Annotated in this window: 20 protein-coding genes; 14 read left to right on the forward strand and 6 right to left on the reverse strand. The window is 61.6% G+C overall.

Features of this window, described 5'->3' with window-relative positions:
- Window positions 1-30: 30 nt before the first annotated feature.
- From LPA36_RS10140 to LPA36_RS10155, 4 genes are all read left to right on the forward strand, one after another.
- Window positions 31-915: an ABC transporter permease gene (locus tag LPA36_RS10140; protein ID WP_228876038.1), complete on the forward strand. Its 885-nt coding sequence runs from the start codon at window positions 31-33 to the stop codon at window positions 913-915.
- An 86-nt stretch (window positions 916-1,001) separates the two neighbouring features.
- Entirely contained in the window at window positions 1,002-1,796 is a 795-nt protein-coding gene (locus tag LPA36_RS10145) for an ABC transporter permease (RefSeq protein WP_228876040.1), read from the forward strand.
- A 16-nt stretch (window positions 1,797-1,812) separates the two neighbouring features.
- Window positions 1,813-2,904 carry an ABC transporter ATP-binding protein gene (locus tag LPA36_RS10150; protein ID WP_228876042.1) on the forward strand — a complete coding sequence of 364 codons (1,092 nt, stop codon included), beginning with the start codon at window positions 1,813-1,815 and terminating at the stop codon, window positions 2,902-2,904.
- 17 nt (window positions 2,905-2,921) lie between these two features.
- Window positions 2,922-3,617 (forward strand): GntR family transcriptional regulator, encoded by a 696-nt coding sequence (locus LPA36_RS10155; protein ID WP_228876044.1) that lies wholly within the window; start codon window positions 2,922-2,924, stop codon window positions 3,615-3,617.
- Between the two features lie 164 nt (window positions 3,618-3,781).
- Here the strand turns inward: LPA36_RS10155 and ald are convergent, their stop codons facing one another.
- From ald to phnA (LPA36_RS10170), 3 genes are read right to left on the reverse strand one after another with little or no spacing between them, the layout of a single operon-like run.
- A complete protein-coding gene (gene ald, locus LPA36_RS10160; RefSeq protein WP_228876048.1) occupies window positions 3,782-4,900 on the reverse strand; it encodes an alanine dehydrogenase in 1,119 nt (372 codons plus the stop codon).
- Between the two features lie 57 nt (window positions 4,901-4,957).
- Window positions 4,958-6,412: a phosphonoacetaldehyde dehydrogenase gene (gene phnY, locus LPA36_RS10165; RefSeq protein WP_228876050.1), complete on the reverse strand. Its 1,455-nt coding sequence runs from the start codon at window positions 6,410-6,412 to the stop codon at window positions 4,958-4,960.
- Between the two features lie 13 nt (window positions 6,413-6,425).
- Window positions 6,426-7,661 (reverse strand): phosphonoacetate hydrolase, encoded by a 1,236-nt coding sequence (gene phnA / locus LPA36_RS10170; protein ID WP_228876051.1) that lies wholly within the window; start codon window positions 7,659-7,661, stop codon window positions 6,426-6,428.
- Window positions 7,662-7,898: 237 nt separating this feature from the next.
- Between phnA (LPA36_RS10170) and LPA36_RS10175 the strand changes: the two genes are divergently transcribed.
- The 5 genes from LPA36_RS10175 (at window position 7,899) to LPA36_RS10195 (ending at window position 14,557) form a co-directional block, all read left to right on the forward strand.
- Window positions 7,899-8,954 carry a putative 2-aminoethylphosphonate ABC transporter substrate-binding protein gene (locus tag LPA36_RS10175; protein WP_228876053.1) on the forward strand — a complete coding sequence of 352 codons (1,056 nt, stop codon included), beginning with the start codon at window positions 7,899-7,901 and terminating at the stop codon, window positions 8,952-8,954.
- A gap of 136 nt (window positions 8,955-9,090) precedes the next feature.
- The gene (locus LPA36_RS10180; protein WP_228876054.1) at window positions 9,091-10,182 is read left to right on the forward strand and encodes a putative 2-aminoethylphosphonate ABC transporter ATP-binding protein; all 1,092 of its coding nucleotides are present in this window, start codon (window positions 9,091-9,093) and stop codon (window positions 10,180-10,182) included.
- Complete coding sequence (locus LPA36_RS10185; RefSeq protein ID WP_228876056.1) at window positions 10,179-11,906, forward strand: putative 2-aminoethylphosphonate ABC transporter permease subunit; 1,728 nt, start codon at window positions 10,179-10,181, stop codon at window positions 11,904-11,906. Before LPA36_RS10180 ends, LPA36_RS10185 begins: the two co-directional genes overlap by 4 nt.
- A gap of 34 nt (window positions 11,907-11,940) precedes the next feature.
- The gene (locus LPA36_RS10190) at window positions 11,941-13,071 is read left to right on the forward strand and encodes a 2-aminoethylphosphonate--pyruvate transaminase (protein WP_228876058.1); all 1,131 of its coding nucleotides are present in this window, start codon (window positions 11,941-11,943) and stop codon (window positions 13,069-13,071) included.
- A 97-nt stretch (window positions 13,072-13,168) separates the two neighbouring features.
- The gene (locus LPA36_RS10195) at window positions 13,169-14,557 is read left to right on the forward strand and encodes an FAD-dependent oxidoreductase (RefSeq protein WP_228876060.1); all 1,389 of its coding nucleotides are present in this window, start codon (window positions 13,169-13,171) and stop codon (window positions 14,555-14,557) included.
- 23 nt (window positions 14,558-14,580) lie between these two features.
- Here LPA36_RS10195 and LPA36_RS10200 read toward each other — a convergent pair whose 3' ends face one another.
- Both LPA36_RS10200 and LPA36_RS10205 read right to left on the reverse strand, forming a co-directional pair.
- Window positions 14,581-15,294 (reverse strand): phosphonate utilization associated transcriptional regulator, encoded by a 714-nt coding sequence (locus tag LPA36_RS10200; RefSeq protein ID WP_228876541.1) that lies wholly within the window; start codon window positions 15,292-15,294, stop codon window positions 14,581-14,583.
- A gap of 180 nt (window positions 15,295-15,474) precedes the next feature.
- The gene (locus LPA36_RS10205) at window positions 15,475-16,422 is read right to left on the reverse strand and encodes a LysR substrate-binding domain-containing protein (protein WP_324250926.1); all 948 of its coding nucleotides are present in this window, start codon (window positions 16,420-16,422) and stop codon (window positions 15,475-15,477) included.
- A 54-nt stretch (window positions 16,423-16,476) separates the two neighbouring features.
- Between LPA36_RS10205 and psrA the strand changes: the two genes are divergently transcribed.
- The 5 genes from psrA to LPA36_RS10230 all read left to right on the forward strand — a co-directional run bounded on the left by psrA (window position 16,477) and on the right by LPA36_RS10230 (window position 22,544).
- Window positions 16,477-17,568, forward strand: coding sequence for an iron-containing alcohol dehydrogenase PsrA (gene psrA / locus LPA36_RS10210; protein WP_228876064.1), 1,092 nt, complete (start codon window positions 16,477-16,479; stop codon window positions 17,566-17,568).
- A 175-nt stretch (window positions 17,569-17,743) separates the two neighbouring features.
- Window positions 17,744-19,048, forward strand: coding sequence for an MFS transporter (locus LPA36_RS10215; RefSeq protein ID WP_228876067.1), 1,305 nt, complete (start codon window positions 17,744-17,746; stop codon window positions 19,046-19,048).
- 29 nt (window positions 19,049-19,077) lie between these two features.
- Window positions 19,078-20,373, forward strand: a complete 1,296-nt coding sequence (gene phnA / locus LPA36_RS10220) for a phosphonoacetate hydrolase (protein ID WP_228876073.1) — start codon at window positions 19,078-19,080, stop codon at window positions 20,371-20,373.
- On the forward strand, window positions 20,370-21,821 hold the full coding sequence (gene phnY / locus LPA36_RS10225; RefSeq protein WP_228876074.1) for a phosphonoacetaldehyde dehydrogenase: 1,452 nt from the start codon (window positions 20,370-20,372) through the stop codon (window positions 21,819-21,821). The genes phnA (LPA36_RS10220) and phnY (LPA36_RS10225) overlap by 4 nt, the downstream gene beginning before the upstream one ends.
- Before the next feature lie 39 nt (window positions 21,822-21,860).
- Window positions 21,861-22,544, forward strand: coding sequence for an MgtC/SapB family protein (locus tag LPA36_RS10230; protein ID WP_228876075.1), 684 nt, complete (start codon window positions 21,861-21,863; stop codon window positions 22,542-22,544).
- A 148-nt stretch (window positions 22,545-22,692) separates the two neighbouring features.
- On the opposite strand, the gene hpnJ is transcribed toward LPA36_RS10230, so the two are convergent.
- A complete protein-coding gene (hpnJ, locus tag LPA36_RS10235) occupies window positions 22,693-24,114 on the reverse strand; it encodes a hopanoid biosynthesis associated radical SAM protein HpnJ (RefSeq protein WP_228876076.1) in 1,422 nt (473 codons plus the stop codon).
- Window positions 24,115-24,131: the final 17 nt, after the last annotated feature.

Consider the following 24,131-nt stretch of genomic DNA (forward strand, 5'->3'; position numbering starts at 1 on the left):
GCATAGCAACCGGAGTGGATGGGAGACACCATGCCTGATGTTCTGAGTACCGTCGCGCATCCGCCTGCGACGGCCACGCGCCGGCGGCGCGACTGGCGCAGCATTCGCCTGCTCGTGCCCGCGCTGTTGCTGCTTGTGATCTTCTTTCTGCTGCCGGTGCTGTCGCTGCTGTTGCGCAGCGTGCTCGAACCGACGCCGGGGCTGAACAACTATGCGCAACTGCTCGGCTCGACCACCTATCTGCGCGTGTTCGGCAATACGTTTCTGGTCGCAACGGTCGTGACGGCGGCAACCCTCGCGATCGGATTCCCGACCGCGTGGCTCCTCGCCATAGCGCCGCGCAAGCTGAGTTCGCTGCTGTTCGCGATCCTGCTGCTGTCGATGTGGACCAACCTGCTCGCGCGCACGTTCGCCTGGATGGTGCTGCTGCAACAGACCGGACCGATCAACCGTCTGCTGATGGCGCTCGGTGTGATCAGCGAGCCGCTGACGCTCGTCAACAACCTGATCGGCGTGACCATCGGCATGACCTACATCATGCTGCCGTTCCTTGTGATGCCGCTGCACGCGACGCTGCGCAGCATCGATCCATCGATCTTGCGTGCTGCCGCGATCTGCGGCGCGAGTCGCTGGCAGGCGTTCTGGCGTGTGCTGGTGCCGCTCGCGATGCCGGGCATCGCTTCGGGCGCGTTGATGGTGTTCGTGATGGCGCTCGGTTATTTCGTTACGCCCGCGCTGCTCGGCGGTGCGTCTTACATGATGCTCGCGGAACTCATCGCCCAGCTCGTGCAGCAACTGCTGAACTGGGGCCTCGCCGGTGCGGCCGCCTTCGTGCTGCTCGCGGTGACGCTCGCACTGTACACGCTGCAACTGCGCTTCACGGGCAGTGCGCGCGCCAATCCGGGAGGCCGCTGAGATGACGCAGCCGCCACGCTCACTACGTTTATTGGCCCAAGAGGGGGCGCCGGCCTCCCTTGAGACAGCCCGGCGGGAGGACTGACATGTTGCTCGATTTCGATCGTCTGGGCGCGCTGCGCTATTTGTTGCTTGCCATCGGTGCCGCCGTTGCGCTCTTTCTTCTGCTGCCGATCGTGTTTATCGTCGCGCTGTCGTTCGGCGATTCGCAGTGGCTGATCTTTCCGCCGCCGGGTTGGACGCTGGAGTGGTATCGCCAGCTTTTTACCGACGCGGGCTGGATCGACTCGCTCCTGACGAGCGCGAAGCTTGCGGCCATCGTCACGGTGCTGTCGGTGCTGATCGGCTTTCTCGCTTCGCTGGCGCTGGTGCGCGGCCGGTTTCGCGGACTCAATGCCGTGCAGGCGTTCTTTCTCACGCCGATGGTGTTGCCGGTCGTCGTACTGGCCGTCGCGCTATACGCGTTCTTTCTGCGCATCGGATTGAACGGCACGATGACGGGCTTCGTGATCGGCCATCTGATCATCGCGCTGCCGTTCTCGATCATCTCGATCAGCAACTCGCTGTCGGGTTTCGACACGGCCCTCGAAGATGCGGCGCTGATCTGCGGCGCGTCGCCACTGGAAGTGAAGCTGCGCGTCACGTTGCCCGCGATCCGGCTCGGCCTGTTCGCCGCGGCGATCTTCTCGTTCCTCGCGTCGTGGGACGAAGTGGTGGTGTCGATCTTCATGTCGAGCCCGACCTTGCAGACGCTGCCCGTGCGGATCTGGGCAACGCTGCGGCAGGACCTGACGCCCGTCGTGGCGGCGGCGTCTTCGCTGCTCGTCGGATTGACGACCGTACTGATGTTGGCGGGCGCCATGCTGCGCCGCGCACGATAACCGAGGTGAATCAGCCATGACTGCCGCATTCCTGCAAATCCAGCGCCTGCGCAAGACCTACGACGACGTCGTCGCCATCGACCAGGTATCGCTCGATGTCCGCAAAGGCGAGTTCATGACCTTTCTCGGGCCGTCCGGTTCGGGCAAGAGCACGACGCTGTATATCGTCGCGGGCTTTCAGGAGCCGAGCGAAGGACGCGTGTTGCTCGACGGCAAGCCGTTGCTCTCCGTCGCACCGAACAAGCGCCACATCGGCATGGTGTTTCAGCGCTATACGCTGTTTCCGCATCTGACGGTGGGCGAGAACATCGCTTTCCCGTTGCGCGTGCGCCGCCGTCCCGATGCCGAAGTGAAGGCCAAGGTCGAACAGATGCTGAAGCTCGTGCATCTGTCCGAGTGCCGCGACCGGATGCCCGCGCAACTGTCGGGCGGGCAGCAGCAGCGCGTCGCGATTGCCCGCGCGCTCGCCTATGATCCGCCCGTGCTGCTGATGGACGAACCGCTCTCCGCGCTCGACAAGAAACTGCGCGAGGAAATCCAGCTCGAACTGCGCCGCATTCATCAGGAGACGGGCGTCACGATTCTTTATGTGACGCACGATCAGGAAGAGGCGTTGCGGCTGTCGGATCGCATCGCCGTGTTCAACAAGGGGCGCATCGAGCAGGTTGGAACCGGCGAGGAACTGTATGCAAATCCGTCGTCGCGTTTCGTCGCGAGCTTTATCGGCAATTCGAATTTCCTGCCGGTACGCGTGACGTCGAACAACGACGGCCGGATGAACGGCGTGTTCCCTAACGGTCATACGGTGAGTTCGGGCAGCTTCAACCCCGTGCTCACGGCGGGCGACGAAGGCACGTTGATGATCCGCCCGGAACAGATGCGCATTCATGCGCTGCGTAACGCAGGTAGCGCGGCGGGTTTGCCGGTCACCGTGCGCGATATCACGTATCTCGGCGACGCAATGCATTACGCTGTCGCAACGCCGTGGCAGCAGGAGATTTCAATTCGCATGCCGGCGGGACATCGCCATGACAGCGGGTTGTCGATCGGCACGCAGGCGCTCGTCGACTGGGACACGCGCGATGTGCGGCTGTTCGCGCAGGCGTAAGCACGGACATGCATATCATGAGTGACGCTCTGCCCTCGCTGAAAGTCGAACGCCGCACCACGACGTTGCGCGAACTCGCGCTCGAGAAAATGCGCACGGCGATTCTGGAAGCGCATTTTCGTCCGGGCGAACGGCTGGTCGAGCGTTCGCTGTGTGACGAACTCGGCGTGAGCCGCACCGTTGTGCGCGAGGTTTTACGGCATCTGGAGACGGAAGGACTGGTCGATTCGATTCCGAACCAGGGGCCGATCGTCGCGAGGCTGGATGCCGGAACGGCCGCTGAAATTTACGAAATTCGCGCGTTGCTGGAAGGCGATGCGGCGATGGCTTGCGCGCAGCATGCGGATGAAACGGTGATTACGCTGCTGGCCGAGTGCATCACACGCATCCAGCAGGCGTTCGAAGCGCACGCACATCAGAGGGTGCGTGAGCTGACGACCATGTTTTATGAGGCCATGTTCCATGGCGGCGGCAAGAGAGTGTCGTGGGAAATCGTGCAGACGCTCAACGCGCGGATAAACCGTTTGCGCGCGATGACGATCGCCTCCGATGACCGCGGTCGTCAGGCCGTGCAGGAGATGAAGTGCATTCTCGATGCGATCCGTGCGCGCGACGCGCAGCGGGCGCGGGACGCAGCCACAGCTCATGTGGCCCGGGTCGCGGATATCGCGGCGCAATTGTTGCAGCAGACGTTTGGGAAGACGTTGGCTTGATCGATAAAACGACATGCCCAACCTATACGATGCAATCTCCTCGGCGTTTAGTCATTTGACGCGCTGGACTGGAATTGCGCGGGCTCGAATGGCGCATCGAACGGCAATTGCACGCGCGCGGGATATGCCTCTTCCTCACGTCGGCATGTCCCGCTCGATCTCCGTCATCCGGCAACGATGGAGCGCGCGTCTTCGCAGGCGTAGCCGAGTGCCGCCGCGACTTCCTGACAGGTGATTTTGCCAAAGGCCACGTTAAGCCCCTCACGCAGATGCACGTTGTCCAGCAGGGCCTGACGCCACCCTTTGTCCGCGATCTGGAGCACAAACGGCAACGTCGCATTATTCAGCGCATAGGTCGAGGTGCGCGGTACGCCGCCGGGCATGTTGGCGACGCAGTAGTGAACGACCTCGCCGACCCTGTACGTCGGTTCCGCATGCGTGGTGGCTCTGGCGGTTTCACAGCATCCTCCCTGGTCAATGGCGACATCGACGATAACGGAGCCCGGGCGCATGGCGTCAACCATCCCGCGTGTCACAAGTTTGGGGGCGGCTGCACCTGGGATCAGCACACCGCCAATCACGAGGTCGGCGTCGAGGACATGTTGCTCGACATTGTCCTGATTGGAATACACGGTCATCACCCGCGCACCCAGCAATCGATCCATGCGGCGTAAAACATCGACGTTGCGGTCGATTACGACGACCTGGGCACCGGTGCCGACGGCGATCTGCGCAGCGTTCGAACCTACGACACCTCCGCCAAGAATGACGATTTTGGCGGACGGTACGCCCGCTACGCCGCCAAGCAGGATGCCCTTGCCACCATGCGCGCGTTCGAGACAGTGCGCACCGGCCTGAACGGACATGCGGCCTGCGACCTCGGACATCGGTGCAAGAAGCGGCAGTCCGCCACCCGGTTGCGTGACGGTCTCGTACGCGATGCAGACTGCTTCGCTTTTGACGAGATCCGCGCACTGCTCAGGATCCGGCGCGAGATGCAGATACGTGAAGAGAATCTGTCCTTTGCGCAGCATCGCGCGCTCGCGGGCTTGCGGTTCCTTCACCTTGACAATCATGTCGGCGGCGGAAAACACCGCTTCGGCACTCGGGGCCACCTGGGCTCCGGCCGTCCTGTACGCGTCATCGGATGCGCCGATGCCATTTCCCGCGCCCGTTTCAACGGTAACCCGATGTCCGCTTGCCACGATCTCCCGGACTGATGACGGTGTAAGTCCCACGCGATATTCGTGATTCTTGATTTCCTTCGGAACGCCTACTTGCATATTGCCTCCTGAATGGCACCTGGTACATGAAGAGAATGGGCTCTACGCTTCACGCGTTCACCACGGCAGCGAATACGTCTTGGTGTTGGTGAAGCTCTTCATCGCTTCCTGCACCCCCTCCTTGTAGCCCAGTCCCGAGTCCTTCACGCCACCGAACGGTGTGAGTTCGAGCCTGTACCCCGGCACTTCGCGCACGTTCACGCTGCCCACTTCCAGTTCGGTGATGAACCGCGTGATGTAGTCGAAGCGGTTCGTACAGACCGACGACGAGAGCGCGTAGTCCGTGCAGTTCGACATGCGGATCGCTTCGTCGATATTGGCAAAACGCATGATGGGCGACACCGGCCCGAACGTCTCATACTTCACGAGCGGCATGTCGGGTGTGACACGGTCGACAACCGTCGGCGAGTAAAGCGCGCCCTCGCGGATGTTGCCCGCAAGCAGGCGCGCGCCACGCGCCAGGGCGTCGTTGACCTGGCGCTCGCAAAACTGTGCGGCAGCTTCGTCAATGACCGTTCCCATGTCGACTGAACTGTCCGCCGGATTGCCATACTTCCAGGCGCGTGTCTTTTCAACGACGAGATCCGTAAAGCGGTCGGCGACCGACTCGTGTACCAGCATTCGCTTGATCGCCGTACACCGCTGGCCGGAATTCTTGTACGAGCCGGATACGGCGAGTGAACTGGCTTCGTCGAGATCGGCGTCCTCCATCACGATGATCGGGTCGTTGCCGCCGAGTTCGAGCACCGCTCGGCGGTAGCCCATCCGCCCGGCAATGGACTTGCCGATCGAGACGCCGCCGGTGAACGTAATGAGATCGATGGCGGGGTTCGTGATCAACTCGTCGGCGATTACGCGGGGGTCTCCGGTCAGCACCTGCAGCATCTGCACCGGCAGGCCTGCCTCGTAGAGAATGTCGGCGAGCAGATAGCACGACAGCGGCACCTTCTCCGAGGGCTTCACGACGATGCGATTGTTCGTCGCGATCGACGGCACGATCTTGTGCGCGACCTGGTTCATCGGGTGGTTAAAGGGTGTAATGGCGGAAATCACACCGAGCAGCGGATCGCGTTGCGTGTAGACGCGCCGCTTCTTGCCGTGAGGGGTAAGATCGCACGAAAAGATCTGGCCATCGTCCTTCAGTACCTCGCCCGCGCCAAATACCAGCACGTCCGCGACGCGGCCGGCCTCGTAGACCGAATCCTTTTTGCACAGCCCGGCTTCGGCCGTGATCAGCGCGGCGATCTCTTCCGTGCGCGCGCGGACGGCATCGGCGGCGCGCCGCAGGATCGCCGAGCGCTCGTATCGGGACAGCGCCGGACGACAGGCGCGTGCGAATTCGAACGCGCGACGCACGTCCTCAAGCGTCGCTTTCGGCACGGTGCCGACGAGCGTGCCGTCGTACGGATTGCGTACTTCGATCACGTCGTCGCGAAAGATTTTTTCGCCGCCGATGCGCAGCGCTTCATGTCGCACGTTCATTTGAGCCTTCAGTTCAGCCACAGCGTTCATTTCTGACCCCCGGTCATTGAAGGTGATTGAGTGCGATGTCGATGATGTCGAAATTGCGCAACCGTGCGCGCTCGCCAACGGACTTCGCGACGGGCTGATTGAACAGAAGCGGCACGATCTGTTCGGTCAGGCCGCCATGCGAGCGCAGCGGCACGTCGAGGCCAGACAGATCGTGCTTGACGCGTCGCGTGCCGAGCACGACGTCGCGCGTCGAGATCACGATCAGGTCGCCCATGCGCGCGGGCGGCAGTTCGAAGCGCGCGCAGCCTTCGGCGCCCGTCAACACCAGTTCGATACCGGGTTCCGCTGCGAGCCGCCGGCGTGTCGCTTCGACATCGGCGGAAGGGGGGAGATAGACCGTCGCGAACGATCCCAGCGCGCCGTGATGCACGACATAGGGATCGGTGATCGGCAGGATCACGCGAGCGGCGTCCTCACCGAGCCATTCGTCGAAGCGATCCTGCAGGTAGATCACGTTGGGCTCGCCGTCTGCGTTGTGCTTCGCGTTCATCCCGTGGTCGGCGGTGATCGCGACGATCGCACCCAGCTCGTCGAGCCGCTGCAGATAGCCGTCCATCATCTGATAGAAGGCGTTTGCCCCGGGCGTGCCCGGGGCGCATTTGTGCTGCACGTAATCGGTGGTCGACAGGTACATCAGGTCGACATTGCGGGTTTCGAGCAGCCGCACGCCGGCCGCGAACACGAACTCCGACAGCTCGGCGCTATAGACGCCCGGCACCGGCTTGCCGACCAGTTCGAGCAGGTTGTCGATGCCGTTTTCCTCGAGCGTTGCCTCGTCGGCCTTTTCCGCCGAGAAGCACACGCCTTTCAGGCCTTTGCCGAGCAACCGGCGCAGTTTGTCCTTGGCCGTGATCACCGCGACGCTCGCGCCCTGTTCGGCGAAACCGGCGAGCACAGTCGGCGCAACCAGATACTTCGGATCGTTCATCAGCACCTCGGTGCCGCTGTCGCGATCGAAAAAGTAGTTGCCGCTGATGCCATGCACAGCGGGTGGCACGCCCGTCACGATCGACAGGTTGTTCGGGTTGGTGAAGCTCGGCACGACGCATTCGCCCTTGAGCGACGTGCCGGGACGCAGCAGCTTGCCAAGAAAGGGCGCGACGCCCGCCGCTGCTGCCATCTCCAGATATTCATACGCGCAGCCATCTACGCAGACCACGACGACGGGCCTGCGCATCCAGTTGTAGCTGCGGCCGTTCACTTCGATGGAAACCGGTGTTTCGCTCATGACATGTCCTCGGAGGTAAGGGTAAGTCGGGTGATGACGCTGAGGCGTTATGTGGCAAAGTGTGGCAATACTTGACATTAAAATTTAAACTTTGTAGATTGTCAACAACAGACAACAAGTTCAAAACAGCCGAAGGCAGTCGTCAGGAGGGCTGCTTAAGGGGCAGTACGCAGAGGTCCTGTAGCAACAGTCGTTTTCGCCGCTGGCCGCGACATCACTTTCTCAAGGGGTCTTGAAATGAAGGAAAAGTCAGGGTTTACAGGTAGCAGAGGTCGTCTGAATCGGGCATTGCGCTGTCTTGTGGCCGCTGCCGTCGCGCTGGGCGCAGTCCAGTTCGCGCACGCAAAAACGCAGTTGCTCGTCTATACGGCGCTGGAGGATGAAGCGATGAAGCCCTACAAGGACGCGTTCGAGAAGGCGAATCCGGATATCGAAATCCGTTGGGTACGCGACTCGACGGGGGCGGTTACCGCCAAGCTGCTCGCCGAGAAGAACAATCCGCGCGCCGACGTGGTACTCGGACTCGCGGCATCCAGCCTGACGCTGCTCGATCTGCAAGGAATGCTGATGCCGTACGCGCCGAAAGGCTTCGACAGTCTGACGCGCAAGTACAGCGACGCCAACACGCCGCCGCGCTGGGTCGGCATGGACGTCTGGGGCGCGACGGTCTGCTACAACCGCGTCGAAGCGGAGAAGCGCCATCTGCCGAAGCCGACGTCGTGGGAGGACCTGACCAGGCCGGTCTACAAGGGCATGATCGTGATGCCGAGTCCGGTCTCGTCCGGTACCGGCTACCTGGATGTGACGTCATGGCTGCAGACGTTCGGCACGGACAAGGGCTGGAAGTACATGGACGAACTGGACAAGAACGTCGCGCAATACGTGCACTCGGGCTCCAAGCCCTGCACGCTGGCGGGCACTGGCGAGTTTCCGATCGGTATCTCGTTCGAATTCCGCGGGCATGAGCTACAGGCGCAAGGCGCACCGATCGACCTGATCTTCCCGAAAGAAGGGCTTGGCTGGGACATGGAAGCGACCGGAATCATGAAGACGACGAAGCAGCCGGAGGCGGCCAAAAAGCTCGCGGATTTCATGGCGAGCAAGGAGGCCAATGAAATCACCGCGCAATGGTGGGCGATCGTTGCGTACCCCGGCGTCGCGAAGAAGCTTTCTGGCATCCCTGATAACTATCCCGAACTGCTTGTGAAAAATGATTTCGCCTGGTCCGCGAAAAACCGGGACGCCATTCTCGGAGACTGGCAAAAGCGCTACGGCAACAAGGAACAGAAGTAAGGCCGGCTCTAACCGGATTTTCTAACCGGATGTTGACGGGTGCCGGGGCGCGCGATGCGCGGCCCCCGAACGATGCGGCGACGCCGGGCACGGAAGTGCGTCGCCGCCATGCAGGCAGGCGGAAGCGGAGGAGCAGATGACAGCGTATTTGAGCGTGCAGCAGGTCTACAAGCGGTTTAACGACACGCCGGTTCTGGAGGACATCAATCTTGGCGTGAAGAAAGGCGAGATGCTCTGCTTCCTCGGACCTTCAGGATGCGGCAAGACTACCTTGCTGCGCATCATTGCCGGACTGGAAACCCAGAGCGCCGGTCAGATCATGCAGGACGGCCGCGATATTTCAAGGTTGCCGCCGCAGCTTCGCGACTACGGCATCGTCTTTCAGTCGTATGCGCTGTTTCCCAATCTGACCATCTTCGACAACGTGGCCTATGGTCTCGTGAATCGCAAGATGAAGCGCGCGGCGATCGCCGACCGGGTGAACGAACTGCTCGCGCTGGTCGGCTTGCCGGACGCGCAGCGCAAGCATCCGAACCAGCTGTCGGGCGGACAGCAGCAGCGCATCGCGCTGGCGCGCGCGCTTGCGACTTCGCCGGGTCTGCTGTTGCTCGATGAGCCGCTTTCGGCGCTGGACGCGCGCGTACGCGTGCGGCTACGCCAGGAGATCCGGCAGTTGCAGCAGCGTCTCGGCGTCACCACGATCATGGTGACGCACGACCAGGAGGAGGCGCTTTCCATGGCCGACCGGATCGTGGTGATGAATCACGGCGTGATCGAGCAGATCGGCACACCCCACGAAATCTACCGCGAGCCGGCGTCGCCGTTCGTGGCCGATTTCATCGGCAAGGTCAACCTGATTCCGGCTGAGGTCACGCGCGACGGCAGCCTCAAGGCGGGATCGATCGCGCTGCGCTACGGGTGCGGTGCGGAGCGGGCAGTTTTGGGTTCGAAGGTGTCGGCGTTCGTGCGTCCCGAAGACATCCATCTCGGCGCACCTGACAGCGAAGCGGACAACCTGCTGCCTGCTTCAGTCGAGAAACTGGAGTTTCTCGGCGCGTTCTGCCGGGTCAGCTTCAAGGTGGACGGTCTCGGCGAGCAGGAAGTGGTCGCCGACCTGTCGTTTCATGAGATGCATCGCGCGCATCTGAAACCGGGGTCGCGCTTCAATCTGGCCATCAACCGCGAACACGTATGCGTCTTCTCCGCCGCGAAGGAGCGACTTCAATGAGCGCCGTCCTGATCGAGCGCCGCAGCGGCGAGGGGCGCCACGCCGAGGTGCGCCAGAAGAGCCATTGGCATGACCGGATTGCGCAGCTGGCGCTTCTGCTGATGTGTGCGTTTCTCGGCATGTTTCTGCTGGTGCCGCTGGCACTCGTCATCGGTAAATGCTTCGTCGACGCGGATGGCCGCTTCGTGGGGCTGGCCAATTTCACCGGCTATCTGGTCGATTCGGGTGTGTGGACGTCGACGCTGCACTCGGTCACGGTTGCCTGCCTCGTGACGGCGATCGTGATTCCGATGGCTTTTACGTTCGCCTATGCGCTGACCCGGTCGTGCATGCCGATGAAGAACGCCGCCCGCACGATCGCGCTGCTTCCGCTGCTGGCGCCGACGCTGCTGTCCGCGGTTTCGTTCATTTACTGGTTTGGTAACTCGGGCATCCTGAAACCGCTGCTTCATGGGCATTCGATCTACGGGCTGCCGGGCATCGTATGCAGTCTGGTCTATGCGGCTTTCCCGCATGTGCTGATGATTCTCGTGACGGCGCTATCGCTTTCCGACGGACGCCTGTATGAAGCGGCCGACGCGATGGGCACGCGCCGCAGGCGCAAGTTCTTCACGATCACGCTGCCGGGCGCGAAGTACGGGTTGATCAGCGCGACGATGGTGTCGTTCACGATCTGCATCAACGACTTCGGCGTGCCTGTCGTGATCGGCGGACCTTATTCGGTACTGTCAACCGATATCTACAAGCTGATCATCGGCTTGCAGGACTTCAACCGGAGCGCGGTGGTCAGCCTGCTGCTGCTCTGTCCGGCACTGGTCGCGTTTGCCGTCGACTTCTTCATTCGCCGCAAGCAGCAGTCGCAACTCGGCGCGCGTTCGACGCCGTATCAGCCGAAACCCTCTCGCGGCTTCGATATCGCGATGCTCGGGTATTGCGGGATTGTCTGCGCGCTGTTGCTCGCTGTGGTCGGCATTTCGGTGTTCGCTTCGTTTGTGAAGTTCTGGCCGTACCAGATGAGCCTCGGCTTGCAGCACTACAAGATGGGACTCATCGGGGCCGGGATCTTCGACGCGTACAAGAACAGCCTGAAAATGGCCGTGTGCGTGGCGATCGGCGGCACGATCATCGTGTTCGGCGGCGCATATCTCGTAGAGAAAACGCGTGGGCCGCGCTGGTTACGAGGATTTATCAACCTGTGCGCCATCCTGCCGATGGGTGTTCCGGGACTGGTGCTCGGCATCAGCTATATCTTTCTGTTCAACTCGCCCGCCAACCCGTTGAACGGCCTTTACGGCACGCTCGCGCTGCTCGCAATCGTCACGGTGGTGCACTACTACTCGTCGAGCCACCTGACGGCGGTTACCGCGCTGCGCCAGATCGACAACGAGTTCGAAGCGGTCTCGGCCTCGCTGAAAGTGCCCTTCTACAAGACGTTTTTGCGCGTCACCGTGCCTGTGTGCCTGCCGTCGATCCTGCAGATCGCGCGCTATCTGTTCGTCAACGGCATGACGACGGTGTCGGCTGTGGCGTTTCTCTACTCACCCGACACGCAGCCCGCCTCCGTCGCCATCCTCAATCTCGATGACGCCGGACAGATCGGACCGGCCGCGGCGATGGCCACGCTCGTGCTCGTGACCGCTGCATTCGCCTGTGTGCTGTTTGCCTGCGTGTCGCATGGCGTGTTGCGTAGAACCCAGGCATGGCGCACGTCGCGCCGTGGCTGAAACCCGTCTTCATAAAGACCTGTAAGGAGCAACCATGACTCTCCCTTCCCAGCCCATTCTGCTTACCCCTGGTCCGCTGACGACCTCAGAGCGCACGCGTCAGGCGATGCTGCGCGACTGGGGATCATGGGACGGCGACTTCAATCAGATCACCGCCCGTGTCCGCCAGCAGACGCTGCGTATCGCGCATGGCGAAGACTCGCATGAATGCGTGCCGATGCAAGGCAGCGGCACGTTCTCGGTCGAAGCGGCGATTGGCACGCTGGTTCCCCGCAACGGGCACGTACTCGTGCCGAACAACGGCGCCTATTGCCAGCGCATCGCGAAGATCTGCCGGGCGCTTGGCCGTCGCCACCAGACCCTCGACTACCCGGAAGACGCGCAGGTCAAGGCGGCTGACGTCGACCGCGCGCTGGCGGCCGACGCGACCATTACGCATGTTGCGCTCGTGCATTGCGAAACCGGCGCTGGCGTGCTCAACCCTTTGCATGAAATCGCGCTCGTCGTCGCGAAGCATGGACGCAGTCTGATCATCGACGCGATGAGTTCGTTCGGCGCCATCGACATCGATGCGCGCCAGACGCCATTCGACGCGGTCGTGGCGGCGTCCGGCAAATGTCTGGAAGGCGTGCCCGGCATGGGCTTCGTGATCATCCGCCGCAGTGTGCTGGAGCAATGCGAGGGCAATAGTCCGTCGCTCGCGCTGGATCTGTACGACCAATGGGCGTACATGAACCGTACGACGCAATGGCGCTTTACGCCGCCCACCCACGTCGTCGCGGCACTCGATCAGGCGATTGCGCAATACGTGGAGGAGGGCGGCCAGGAAGCGCGTGGCGGGCGTTACGCCAGCAATTGCCGGGCGCTGATCGAAGGCATGGCCGCACTCGGTTTTCGAACCTTTCTTGACCCGGCGATTCAGGCGCCGATTATCGTCACGTTCCATGCGCCTGACGACCCCCGCTACGACTTCAAGACGTTCTATACGGAAGTGAAAAAGCGCGGCTACATCCTGTATCCGGGCAAGCTGACGCAACTCGAAACGTTCCGGGTCGGCTGTATCGGACACTTCGGCGAATCCGGCATTCCGGGTGCGGTCGCGGCGATTGCCGATGCGCTGAAGGTGATGGGTATCACGCAGGTATCGGCGAAAGCGCTGGCCTGAACATGCCCACGTGCGAGGGCTTCTTTCCGCTGCTCCGGGGAAGAAGTCTTTTCTTTCGCGTGGTGGCGTTAAATCGTTGTATCAATGCGAGCACTTCATGCGTCCGTTCTGGATTGAACAGGCACTCTTCGCCGATGGTTCACTCGCGCCCGCACTGCAGGGCGCGACGACTGCCGATGTCTGCATTGTCGGCGGCGGTTTTACGGGTTTGTGGACTGCTATTCAGGCAAAACAGGCAAAGCCCGATCTCGACATTGTGATTATCGAGAGCGATCTGTGCGGCGCGGGCGCAAGCGGCCGTAACGGTGGCTGCCTGCTGACGTGGTCGACGAAATTCTTCACGCTGCGGCGCCTGTATGGCGAGGCCGAAGCGATCCGGCTGGTGAAAGCATCGGAGGCTGCTGTCGGACGGATTCGCGACTTCTGCGTCGAGCATGATATCGACGCCGAGCTTCGACTCGATGGCACGCTCTACACGGCGACCTCACGCGCGCAAATTGGCCTGCTCGACCCCGTGATCGCCGCACTGAGCGAGCATGGCATCAATTCCTATCAACATCTTGCGCCGGAAGAAGTGGCGAAGCGTTCCGGCTCGGCGCGCAATCTCGGCGGTGTGTATTCGCCGGTCGCGGCGACGGTCCATCCGGGCAAGCTCGTGCGCGGCTTGCGACGTGTTGCGATGGAAATGGGCATTCGTATCTACGAGCGCACGCCGATGCTGGAGTTCAATTCAGGCGAATGCGTGACCGTACATACACCGGCTGGCAGCGTGACAGCCTCGAGACTTGTGCTCGCGATCAATGCGTGGATGGCGAGTCGCTTCCGGCAATTCGAGCGCACGCTCGCTGTCGTTTCCAGCGACATGATCGTCACCGAGAAATGTCCGGAACTGCTGCAGCAGATCGGCTTGAAGGACGGGGTATCGGTGCTCGACTCGCGCATCTTCGTTTATTACTATCGCAGCACCCCGGACGGCCGGCTGATGCTCGGCAAGGGCGGCAATACGTTCGCCTGGCGCGGCCGGATCGCGCCGGTGTTCGACCAGCGTTCGCCGTATGAGGCCGATCTTGCGCGCAGCCTGCACGAGTTCTTTCCGGCGTTGCGCGACGTGCCGGTGACGGCGAGCTGGAACGGTCCGTCCGATCGATCGGTCACCGGCTTTCCGTTTTTTGGCCGGCTTGATGATGCGCCGAACGTCTTCTATGGATTCGGCTATTCGGGCAATGGTGTCGGGCCGACCTGGATGGGCGGACAGATTCTGTCCTCACTGGTGCTTGGGCTCGACAACGCATGGACGCGAAGCCCCTTGACGCGAGGTCCGCTGGGACATTTTCCGCCGGAGCCAATACGTTACGTGGGCTCCATTGCAGTGCGCGACGCGATCCGCCGCAAGGAACGCGCGGAAGACGAGGACCGCCAGCCGTGGCTCGTCGACCGGTTGCTCAGCAAGCTTGCCAATGCCGCCGGTAAATCGGACAAGGCGTAGCGGCCGTCCTGCGCGTTTCAGCGTTAGCTTTTACCCATATTGTCCGCGCACGCTGCCCAATGTTCGTGGGCGCGGCGCATTCTTGCGAGGCCATGAGCGACGTGTTCACGCACGAGCGTAACGGCGCGCTCCGCATCGCCTTTCGCGAGCGCGTTGACGATTTTTTCGTGCTCCGCGACTGAGATAGCCAGCGCGCTCTTGTCCGTTTCAATCGCAGCCTGACGCAGCAAGCCCAGTTGGCGGACGAGATGTCGATAGGTTTCGACCAGATGCCGGTTGCCGACACCCACCACCATTGCGTCGTGCAACTGGACGTTCAATGTCGTGTACAGGGTGAGGTCGTGGTCTTTCTTCGCTGCTTTCATCGAAGCGAGGATGCCTTTAAGCGTCGCAAGCGTCTCAGGCGTCATGCGGTCGGCTAACGCACGGGCTACCGATTCGTCCAGCATGGCGCGGACTTCGTAAATCTCCTCGGCCTCACGTAACGAGAGCGCGCGTACTGTGACGCCGCGGTTTTTTTCGGTCTTTAACAATCCAGCCTGTTCGAGCGCGCGGAACGCTTCCCGCAAGGGGCCGCGAGACACATTCAACCGGGCGGAAACTTCGACTTCGTTCAATTTCTCCCCGGGGGCGAATTCCCCGGAGACGATGCTGCGTTCAAGCGTTTCCTGAACCAGCGTGGCAAGGGAATGCCGCTGCAGAAGCTCAATGGCGCCGGACGTTGTTGACATGGTCATGGATGAGCGATTTTGAAAGCGAAAAATGGGTGACGTATCGTCAGCTTCGTCAACATAGCTTGCGGCGTTGTATATTGTCAACAAGCGTCAGTTGACTGAGATCAGGAACCGGACATCGATCGTCCCGACGCGCGCGAGAGCGGATTCGCACCCGCGCTTTTATGCGTCTCACTTCTTACCCTACGCCTCGCGCGCGGCAACCTCGCCGCCTTGCTCGACCAATATCTGATTGACCACGTCGAGGAAAGCCCGAACCAGCCGGGCGGCCTTGCGCTCGGCGAGGCAGGCCACGTGCGCGTGAGTCAATACCTGCTCGCCACGGATCGTCAGCTTGCGCAGTCGGGCGTCGTCAACATGCTCGCGCTCTGACACGGCCGCTATGCCAAGCCCCAATATCACCGCTTCGCGCACGGCCTCGCGGCTGCCCACTTCCAGCGCGAAGTTGGGCTGGATGTCGTGATGGCGTAACGCATCCTCCAGCGCCTTTCGCGTGGTGGAACCCGGCTCGCGCATGATCATCGGCTCGGCACGCAGTTCCTCGAGCCGGACGCTTCGGCGGCGCGCCAGCCGATGCGTGGCCGGAACGATGATGACCAGCGGATGCAGACGATACGGCAGGTAGTAGAGCCGCGGATCGGACCCGTACTGCGCAAGCAGCGCGACGTCCGTCTCGTAGGACAGCAGGCTGCGCACAATTTCCTCGGAATTGCCAAGCCGCATCGATACCCGCAACCCCGGATAGCGCAAATGGAACGCCGCGACGATTTCCATCGCGTGTAGCGGCCCGACCGCGCCCACGCGAATGATGCCGGTTGTCAGACCCGCTGATTCCTTCAGAAAGTCGATTGCCTCCTGTTCGTTACCGAACATCCGCTGCGCAATCGCATACAACGTTTCCCCCGCCGCGGTCAGCATGATCCGGCGGCCGCTGCGATGGAACAGTTCCACGCCGTAACTCTCTTCCAGATCCCGCACCTGCGTCGTGACAGTCGGCTGGCTGACGTGCAACGCACGCGCGGCCGCGGTCACACTGCCGTGCTTGCCGACGGCGTAAAACGAACGCAATTGAGTGAGTCGCATAGATTGACTGAATACATCGACAGAAATATTTGTATTTTTACTATACATCGATGTTTCCCATAATTCATCCGTAACGCGTAGTTCACCAAATGAGGGGAGACGATGAACGGAGTTTTCTGGAATCCTGTAGAGGTCAATTTCGGCCCCGGTTGTATCGAGCGTCTGCCCGAAATACTTGCTGGCCGCCGCGCTGTCGTTGTGACGTTTGCGGAGGCGGCGCAGATCGGGCTCGTGAAACGGGTGCGCGAACTGTGCGGCGACGGCGTCGTCGACGTGATCGACGACGTCCAGCCGAACCCGGATGTCACGCATATCGCGGGGTTGTATCGCGACTTCTGGCAGCGGCATGAAGGGTGTCCGGTTATCGTCGCGATCGGCGGCGGCAGCGTGCTCGACACGGCGAAAACGCTGATGGTCGGAACAGCAAGCGGTGAGTTCGACGAACTGCTGGCCTTGCTCGATACGGGCAAGCCGTTCACGCCGCCGCGTGTGAAGTCGCTGATAACCGTCCCGACGACAGCCGGCACCGGCAGCGAAGTCACGCCGTGGGCGACGATCTGGGACCGTACGATCAAGCAGCGCAAATATTCGCTGCAGCTGCCGCAGACATGGCCCGAGGCCGCGATCATCGACTCGGACCTCACGCTGTCGCTGCCGCTGTCGGTAACGGTGCAAAGCGGTCTCGATGCGCTGTCACACGCACTCGAAGCGATCTGGAACGTCAACGCTAACCCGATTTCCGACGAATTCGCCGTATCGGCCGCGCGCGACATGCTGGCGACGTTGCCTGAACTCGTCAGCAATCCGCAGGACCGGACGCTTCGCGAGCGCGCTTCGCTCGCCGCGCTCAAAGCCGGCCTCGCTTTCTCGAACACGAAGACCGCGCTGGCGCATTCCATTTCGTACGAGATGACGATTCATCACGGCCTGCCTCATGGCATTGCGTGTTCGTTCACGCTGCCCATGGTGCTGGAACTCGCGCGTGGGAAAAGCGCGGCCCGCGACGCGGTGCTCGCGAAGGTCTTTCCGTGCCCGTTGCACGAAGCGCGCGACTACCTGACAAGGTTTCTCGAAGCGCTGGGTGTCCAGACGTCGTTTTCGAGCTACGGCGTGAGTGTCGAGGAATCGGACAGGATGATTGCGCACGCGCTGAGCGGTCCGCGCGGTCGCAATTTCATCGCCGCGACAGCCTGAAGTTCTGGCAGCGGTGATCCAAAAGGATCAGCATCACGCAGATAGAGGAGGAGCCGACCTATCCGGTTTCGCACCGGCGCATTTCGACGCACAACAAAAGCCGCATGAAAGGCAAGTGCCGAGGCAGCGAACGTCAGACGACGTCATGCGTCCGGCAACTATCAGGAGACAAGCAATGGAAGCAGTGGATATTGCAGGAGGCTCGACTGTCAGTGTCGACGCCAGGTCTGTGAAGTCGGTTGCCCTCGCCAGTCTGATTGGTACCACCGTCGAGTGGTACGACTTTTTCCTCTATGGCACGATCACCGGGCTGGTGTTCGACAAGCTGTTCTTCCCCGCAGGAAACGCATTCGTCTCCACCATGCTGGCCTATACCGTGTACGCGGTGGGGTTTGTCACCCGGCCGCTCGGCGGGGTGATCTTCGGGCATTTCGGCGACCGGTTCGGACGCAAGCCCTTGCTGGTGCTGACACTTTCCATCATGGGTGTGTCCACGTTCCTGATCGGTGTCCTTCCCACCTATGCATCGATCGGCATCTGGGCGCCAATCTGCCTGCTGCTGTTGCGGTTGCTGCAGGGCATCGGGCTGGGTGGCGAGTGGGGCGGTGCCGTGCTGATGGCCTTCGAATACGCACCCCGCAAACAGCGCGGCCTGTACGCATCCTATCCGCAGATCGGCCTCGCGGTCGGTCTGTGCCTGAGCAGCGGCGCGGTGGCCGCACTGACGACCTGGCTGACGCCTGAAGCTTTCCTGCAATGGGGCTGGCGGGCCGCCTTCATGGCCAGCATCCTGCTCGTCGCCGTGGGCATGTTTATCCGCTTGCGCATCGTCGAGACGCCCGCGTTCGCGAAGATTCGGGACACGCATGCAGTCGCGAAAGTGCCGGCACGCGAGGTATTCACCGACTACCGCAAGAACGTGTTCCTCGGTTGGGGTGCGCGCTACATCGACGGTGTGATTTTCAACACCTACGCAGTGTTCTCGCTGAGCTACCTGATCGGCATCCATCACTATGCGAAGTCGGCGATTCTCGTCGCCGTGACGCTTGCGGCACTCGTGCTGATGTTCATGATTCCCGTCGCCTCGCGCCTGTCGGACCGGATCGGTCGCCGCAAGGTGTTCGGCTGGGGTGCGCTCGCCTGCGGCCTGAGCGCGTGGCCCGCCTTTGCGGTCTTTCATTACTCGACCAGTCTCACCGCCGTGACGGCCACCATCGTGATCGTGGTCGGTGTGATCTACGCCTTCGTCTATGGCCCCGAGGCTGCGCTTTTCTGCGAACTGTTCGATACGCGGGTGCGCTATAGCGGCATCTCGATCGTGTACCAGGTATCCGGCATCGTCTCCAGTTCGATCACGCCACTCGCCGCCACCGCGCTCCTGCACTACGGCAACCTGCAGCCGTGGTGGATCGCGCTCTATATCGCAGGCGTGGGATTGCTCAGCTCGGTTTGCACGTATTTCATTCGACGCACGTTCTGAACATTCGTGCTTCAACGAGGAATTTCGACATGAATCCAGTTTCAACCTTCGCAGTCAACGGCCGAAGCTATCGCTTGCCGAAGCGGCCCACGGTGATCGTCTGCGTCGACGGTTGCGAATACGACTATCTGACCCGGGCAGCAGAAGCGGGCGCGACGCCGTTCCTCGGCTCGTTGCCCGAAAACGGCACTGCGCTGCAGGCGAAATGCGTGATGCCGTCTTTCACGAACCCGAACAACCTGTCGATCGTCTGCGGCGCGCCGCCCGCCGTACACGGCATCTGCGGCAACTACTTCTACGATCGCGATGCCGACGCGGGCCGGGGCCGTGAAGTGCTGATGAACGATCCGCGCTATCTGCGCGCCGGTACGCTGCTCGCAGCGGCAGCCGGTGCCGGTTCCCGCGTGGCCGTGGTCACCGCGAAGGACAAGCTGCGCGCGCTGCTTGGACACGGCCTGAACGGCATCTGCGTTTCCGCGGAAAAGGCCGATGAGGCTACCGTAGAGGCGAACGGTATCGACCGGCTGCTTGAGCGCGTGAACATGCCGTTGCCCGAGGTGTACAGCGCGGAACTGTCCGAATTCGTCTTCGCGACGGGTGTATGGCTGCTCGAAAATGATCGCGTCGACCTCATGTATCTGTCCACGACCGATTACGTCCAGCACAAGTTTGCGCCCGGCACCGACGGCGCGAACGCGTTTTACGCGATGATGGACCGGTATCTTCTGCGCCTGCACGAACTGGGCGCCGTCATTGGCATCACTGCCGATCATGGGATGAACGCCAAGCACGATCCGCAGACGGGCGAGCCGAACATCATCTATCTCCAGGACCTGCTCGATGACTGGCTCGGGCGCGGTGTCGAAGAAGGCGGTGCACGGGTCATCCTGCCGATCACCGATCCGTACGTGCGCCACCACGGCGCGCTCGGCTCCTACGCAACGGTGTACCTGCCAGCCGGCGACGACGGCGTCGCGCTGCGTACGCGCCTCGCTGCATTGCCACACATCGAGGCGGTATTGACCCGCGAAGAAGCGTGCAGGCGCTTCGAACTGCCACCCGACCGGGTAGGCGATCTCGTCGTCATCAGCGATAGATCGTATGTGCTGGGCAGCAGCGCGGCGGCGCACGATCTCTCCGGACTGACGGTGCCGTTGCGTTCGCACGGCGGCCTGTCGGAGCAAACCGTTCCGCTGCTGTTCAACCGCGCGCTTGCGCGACCGGTCGAACGTGGCAGCCTGAGGAATTTCGACGTCTTTCATATCGCGCTGAATTCACTTCAGGAGCAACCCGCCTTCGCGAAACTTCCGGAGCAGCACGCATGAACCCTATCAATCTCAAGTCGCTGCAGTTTCGTGCGGAAGCACTGCGTATCGATGGCAACAAGCTGACACGCGACCGCGTGATCGAAGTGACCAACCCTTATACCGGCGACGTGGTGGGCACGGTGCCGAAGGCTTCGATCGAAGACGTACGCATGGCATACGACGCAGCGATGCGTTACAGGCCGACGCTGTCGCGCTTCGAGCGTGCGTCGATTCTCAATCGCGCAGCGGAACTGCTGCGCAGCCGGACCGAAGAAGCGGCTTCGCTGATTACGCTCGAATCGGGGTTGTGCATGAAGGACTCGCGCTACGAAATCGGGCGTGTCGCAGACGTGTTCAACTTCTCCGCGAACGAAGCATTGCGCGACGACGGTCAGGTGTTTTCATGCGATCTCACGCCTCACGGCAGGAAGCGTCGCGTGATCACGCAGCGCGAACCGCTCCTCGGTGTCATTACCGCGATCACGCCGTTCAATCACCCGATGAACCAGGTGGCGCACAAGATTGCGCCAGCGATTGCGACCAACAACCGCACCGTGCTGAAACCGTCCGAGAAGGTGCCGTTATCCGCGTACTACCTGGCCGATCTGCTCTATGAAGCCGGGCTGCCGCCACCGATGCTGCAGGTCGTGACCGGCGATCCGGCCGAGATTGCCGACGAGTTGATCACGAACCCGAGCGTCGCGCTGGTGACGTTCACCGGCGGCGTTGCCATCGGCAAATACATCGCCGGGCGGGCCGGTTACCGGCGCGTGATTCTTGAACTGGGCGGCAACGATCCGCTAATCGTGATGGACGATGCCGATCTCGACCGCGCTTCGGATCTTGCGGTACTCGGCTCTTACAAGAACTCCGGGCAACGCTGTACGGCGGTCAAACGGATTCTGGTGCAGCGGACGGTGGCCGATCGTTTCACCGAACTCGTGGTCGCCAGGACCCGCGCGTGGAAGTGCGGCGATCCGGCCGACGCCAGCACGGACATGGGCACGGTCATCGACGAAGCGGCGGCGTCGTTGTTCGAGGCGCGTGTGAATCAGGCAATCGCGCAGGGCGCCCGTCTGCTGACTGGCAATGAACGTCAGGGCGCGCTCTTTCCCCCGACCGTGCTGGACCGCGTCACGCCCGAGATGGAGCTTGTTGCGCAGGAAACGTTCGGTCCGGTCTCGCCGATCATCGCATTCGACGATGTCGACGACGCCATCCGGATAAGCAACGGCACGGCGTATGGCCTGTCGTCCGGCGTCTGCACGGACAGCCTCGAGAACGTCACACGCTTTGCGAACGAGTTGCATGTCGGCACGGTCAACGTCTGGGAAGTGCCCGGCTACCGGATCGAATTGACGCCGTTCGGCGGCATCAAGGATTCGGGGCTTGGCCACAAGGAAGGGGTCCAGGAAGCGATGAAAAGCTTCACGAACCTGAAGACCTTTACGTTGCCATGGGGCTGACATCGGGGCTGATGTGCATCTGATAACAAGGAGAAAGCGATGCCGGGCAATATCGAACTGATCGCAAGGCTGCTGTTTGCCGCGGTGCTGGGTGGCGCCATCGGCTTCGAGCGCGAGCGGTTTGCATTTCCGGCCGGGCTGCGCACGCACATGCTGGTGTGCGTGGCGTCCTCGCTCGTGATGATCGTCTCGGCGTTCGGCTTCGAGGACACCCGCTCGATGCCGAACATCGCCCTCGATCCGTCACGTGTAGCGGCGCAGGTCGTGTCGGGGATCGGCTTTCTCGGTGCCGGCGCAATCCTGCTACGCGGCGAAGTAGTACGAGGGCTGACGACGGCGGCGAGCGTCTGGGCGGTGGCGGGCATCGGCCTCGCGGCGGGCGGCGGACTCTACGTGCTGGCGCTGGCGGCAACAGTGATCATCCTCACGACGCTCACGTGGGTCAAACCCGTGGCGCGCCAGTTGCGGGCCAAAGGGAAGCTGCGCCGCGCGCTGCGTCTTCAGGTTGACCGCGGAGCGATCACGCTGCCAGTCCTGTGTCGCCTGTTCGGCGAGGACGGCCCGCGACTCAGGCACATCAGCGTGCATCCGGACGACGACGAACAGCGCGACTTCATCACGATTTCGCTGTCGCGTATGTCGGCTGAGGAGTTCGTCGCGTATCGCAACATGCTTTGCGATCTGATCGGCGTGCGCGAGGTAGAGGAGATCGAAGTCCACTGACTGCGAAGGGGCGCGCGCCATTCTGAATAGTCGACTTGACGCGCCGACCGCTTTGCCCGCAACGCGACAACGCCCAATCGCGTCGAAATCGACACCCCGCCACGCAGTTCGAGTGCGCGTGCCAAAGAACACGCATCGAGGCGCGGGTTTACGCCTCGCGCGTGCGGAGAAACCTGAAGAACTCGACGCCTTCCTGCAGACGCCGCTTCATCATCTCCCAGCTCACCAGCATCTCACGGACGATTTCCCAGATCTTGGCCGGTCTGAAGTAGAAGCGTTTATAGAACTCCTCGACGCTGTGATAGATCTCTTCGCGCGAGAGGTGTGGATAGCCGATTGCCGAAACCTGGACGCCTGTCGAACTCACGAGGTTGATGACCTTGCTTTCCTGCAGCCATCCATTCTCGAGCGCCTGCTTATGAAGCGTCGTGCCAGGATAGGGCGCCGCGAGTGACACCTGGATCGTGTGCGGATTGATCTCTTTCGCGTATTCGATGGTCTTTCTGATCGTCTCGTGTGTTTCGCCCGGAAGCCCAAGAATGAAGGTGCCATGAATCTTGATGCCAAGCTTGCGGCAATCTTCAGTGAAGCGGCGCGCCATGTCGGTTCGCAGCCCTTTCTTGACGTTCACGAGGATCTGGTCGTCGCCGGATTCGTAACCAACAAGCAGGAGCCGCAAGCCGTTTTCCTTCATCACCTTGAGGGTTGACCAGGGTACGTTCGCTTTTGCATTGCAGGACCAGGTCACGCCCAGCTTGCCAAGCCCCCGGGCGATCTCTTCGGCTCTTGGTCTTAGATCGGTAAAGGTATCGTCGTCAAACATGATCTCCTTTATTTCGGGCATGTTGTCCCTGATCCATTTCACTTCTTCAAGAACGTTTTCGACTGACCGTGTGCGATATTTATGGCCGCCCACTGTCTGCGGCCAGAGGCAGAAAGTGCACCTCGATTTGCAGCCGCGCCCTGTGTAGATCGACACATAAGGATGTTTGAGGTACCCACTGAAATAGTTCTGGGTATTGAGATCGCGCTTGTAGATCGGCGCGACGAAGGGCAACTCGTCCATGTTTTCGAGGATGGGCCGGGCTTCGTTGTGCATGATTCCGCCGTCGGGCAGACGATAGCTCAGACCTGAAATCGACTCGAACGGAATACCTTGTGCAATGTCCCGACAGGTGAAGTCGAATTCTTCGCGGCATACGAAGTCGAGTGCGTCGCAGGCAGTAAGCGAACCGTGAGGATCCACGGCGACTTTTGCACCCACCATCCCGACGAGTATCGTGGATTTGCGGCGTTTTACGTGCGCTGCGAACTGGGCATCGCTAGCGAACGACGGCGTACTCGTATGGATGATGACGAGGTCATAGTCCTCTGCAATATCAAGAGATCTGTCGAGCGATATTCCATCTGCTGGAGCGTCGAGAACGCGACTGTTTTCGATCAGCGCAGCGGGCTGGGCAAGCCACGTTGGATACCAGAACGATTTTATCTCGCGCTTTGTCTGGAAACGCGAGCCTGCTCCGCCATCGAAGCCGTCAAACGAAGGTGCCTGCAGAAACAACGTTTTCATGGATGCTCTCAAAGAAA

The sequence above is a fragment of the Paraburkholderia saeva genome (assembly GCF_907164555.1).
GTDB lineage: Bacteria > Pseudomonadota > Gammaproteobacteria > Burkholderiales > Burkholderiaceae > Paraburkholderia > Paraburkholderia saeva.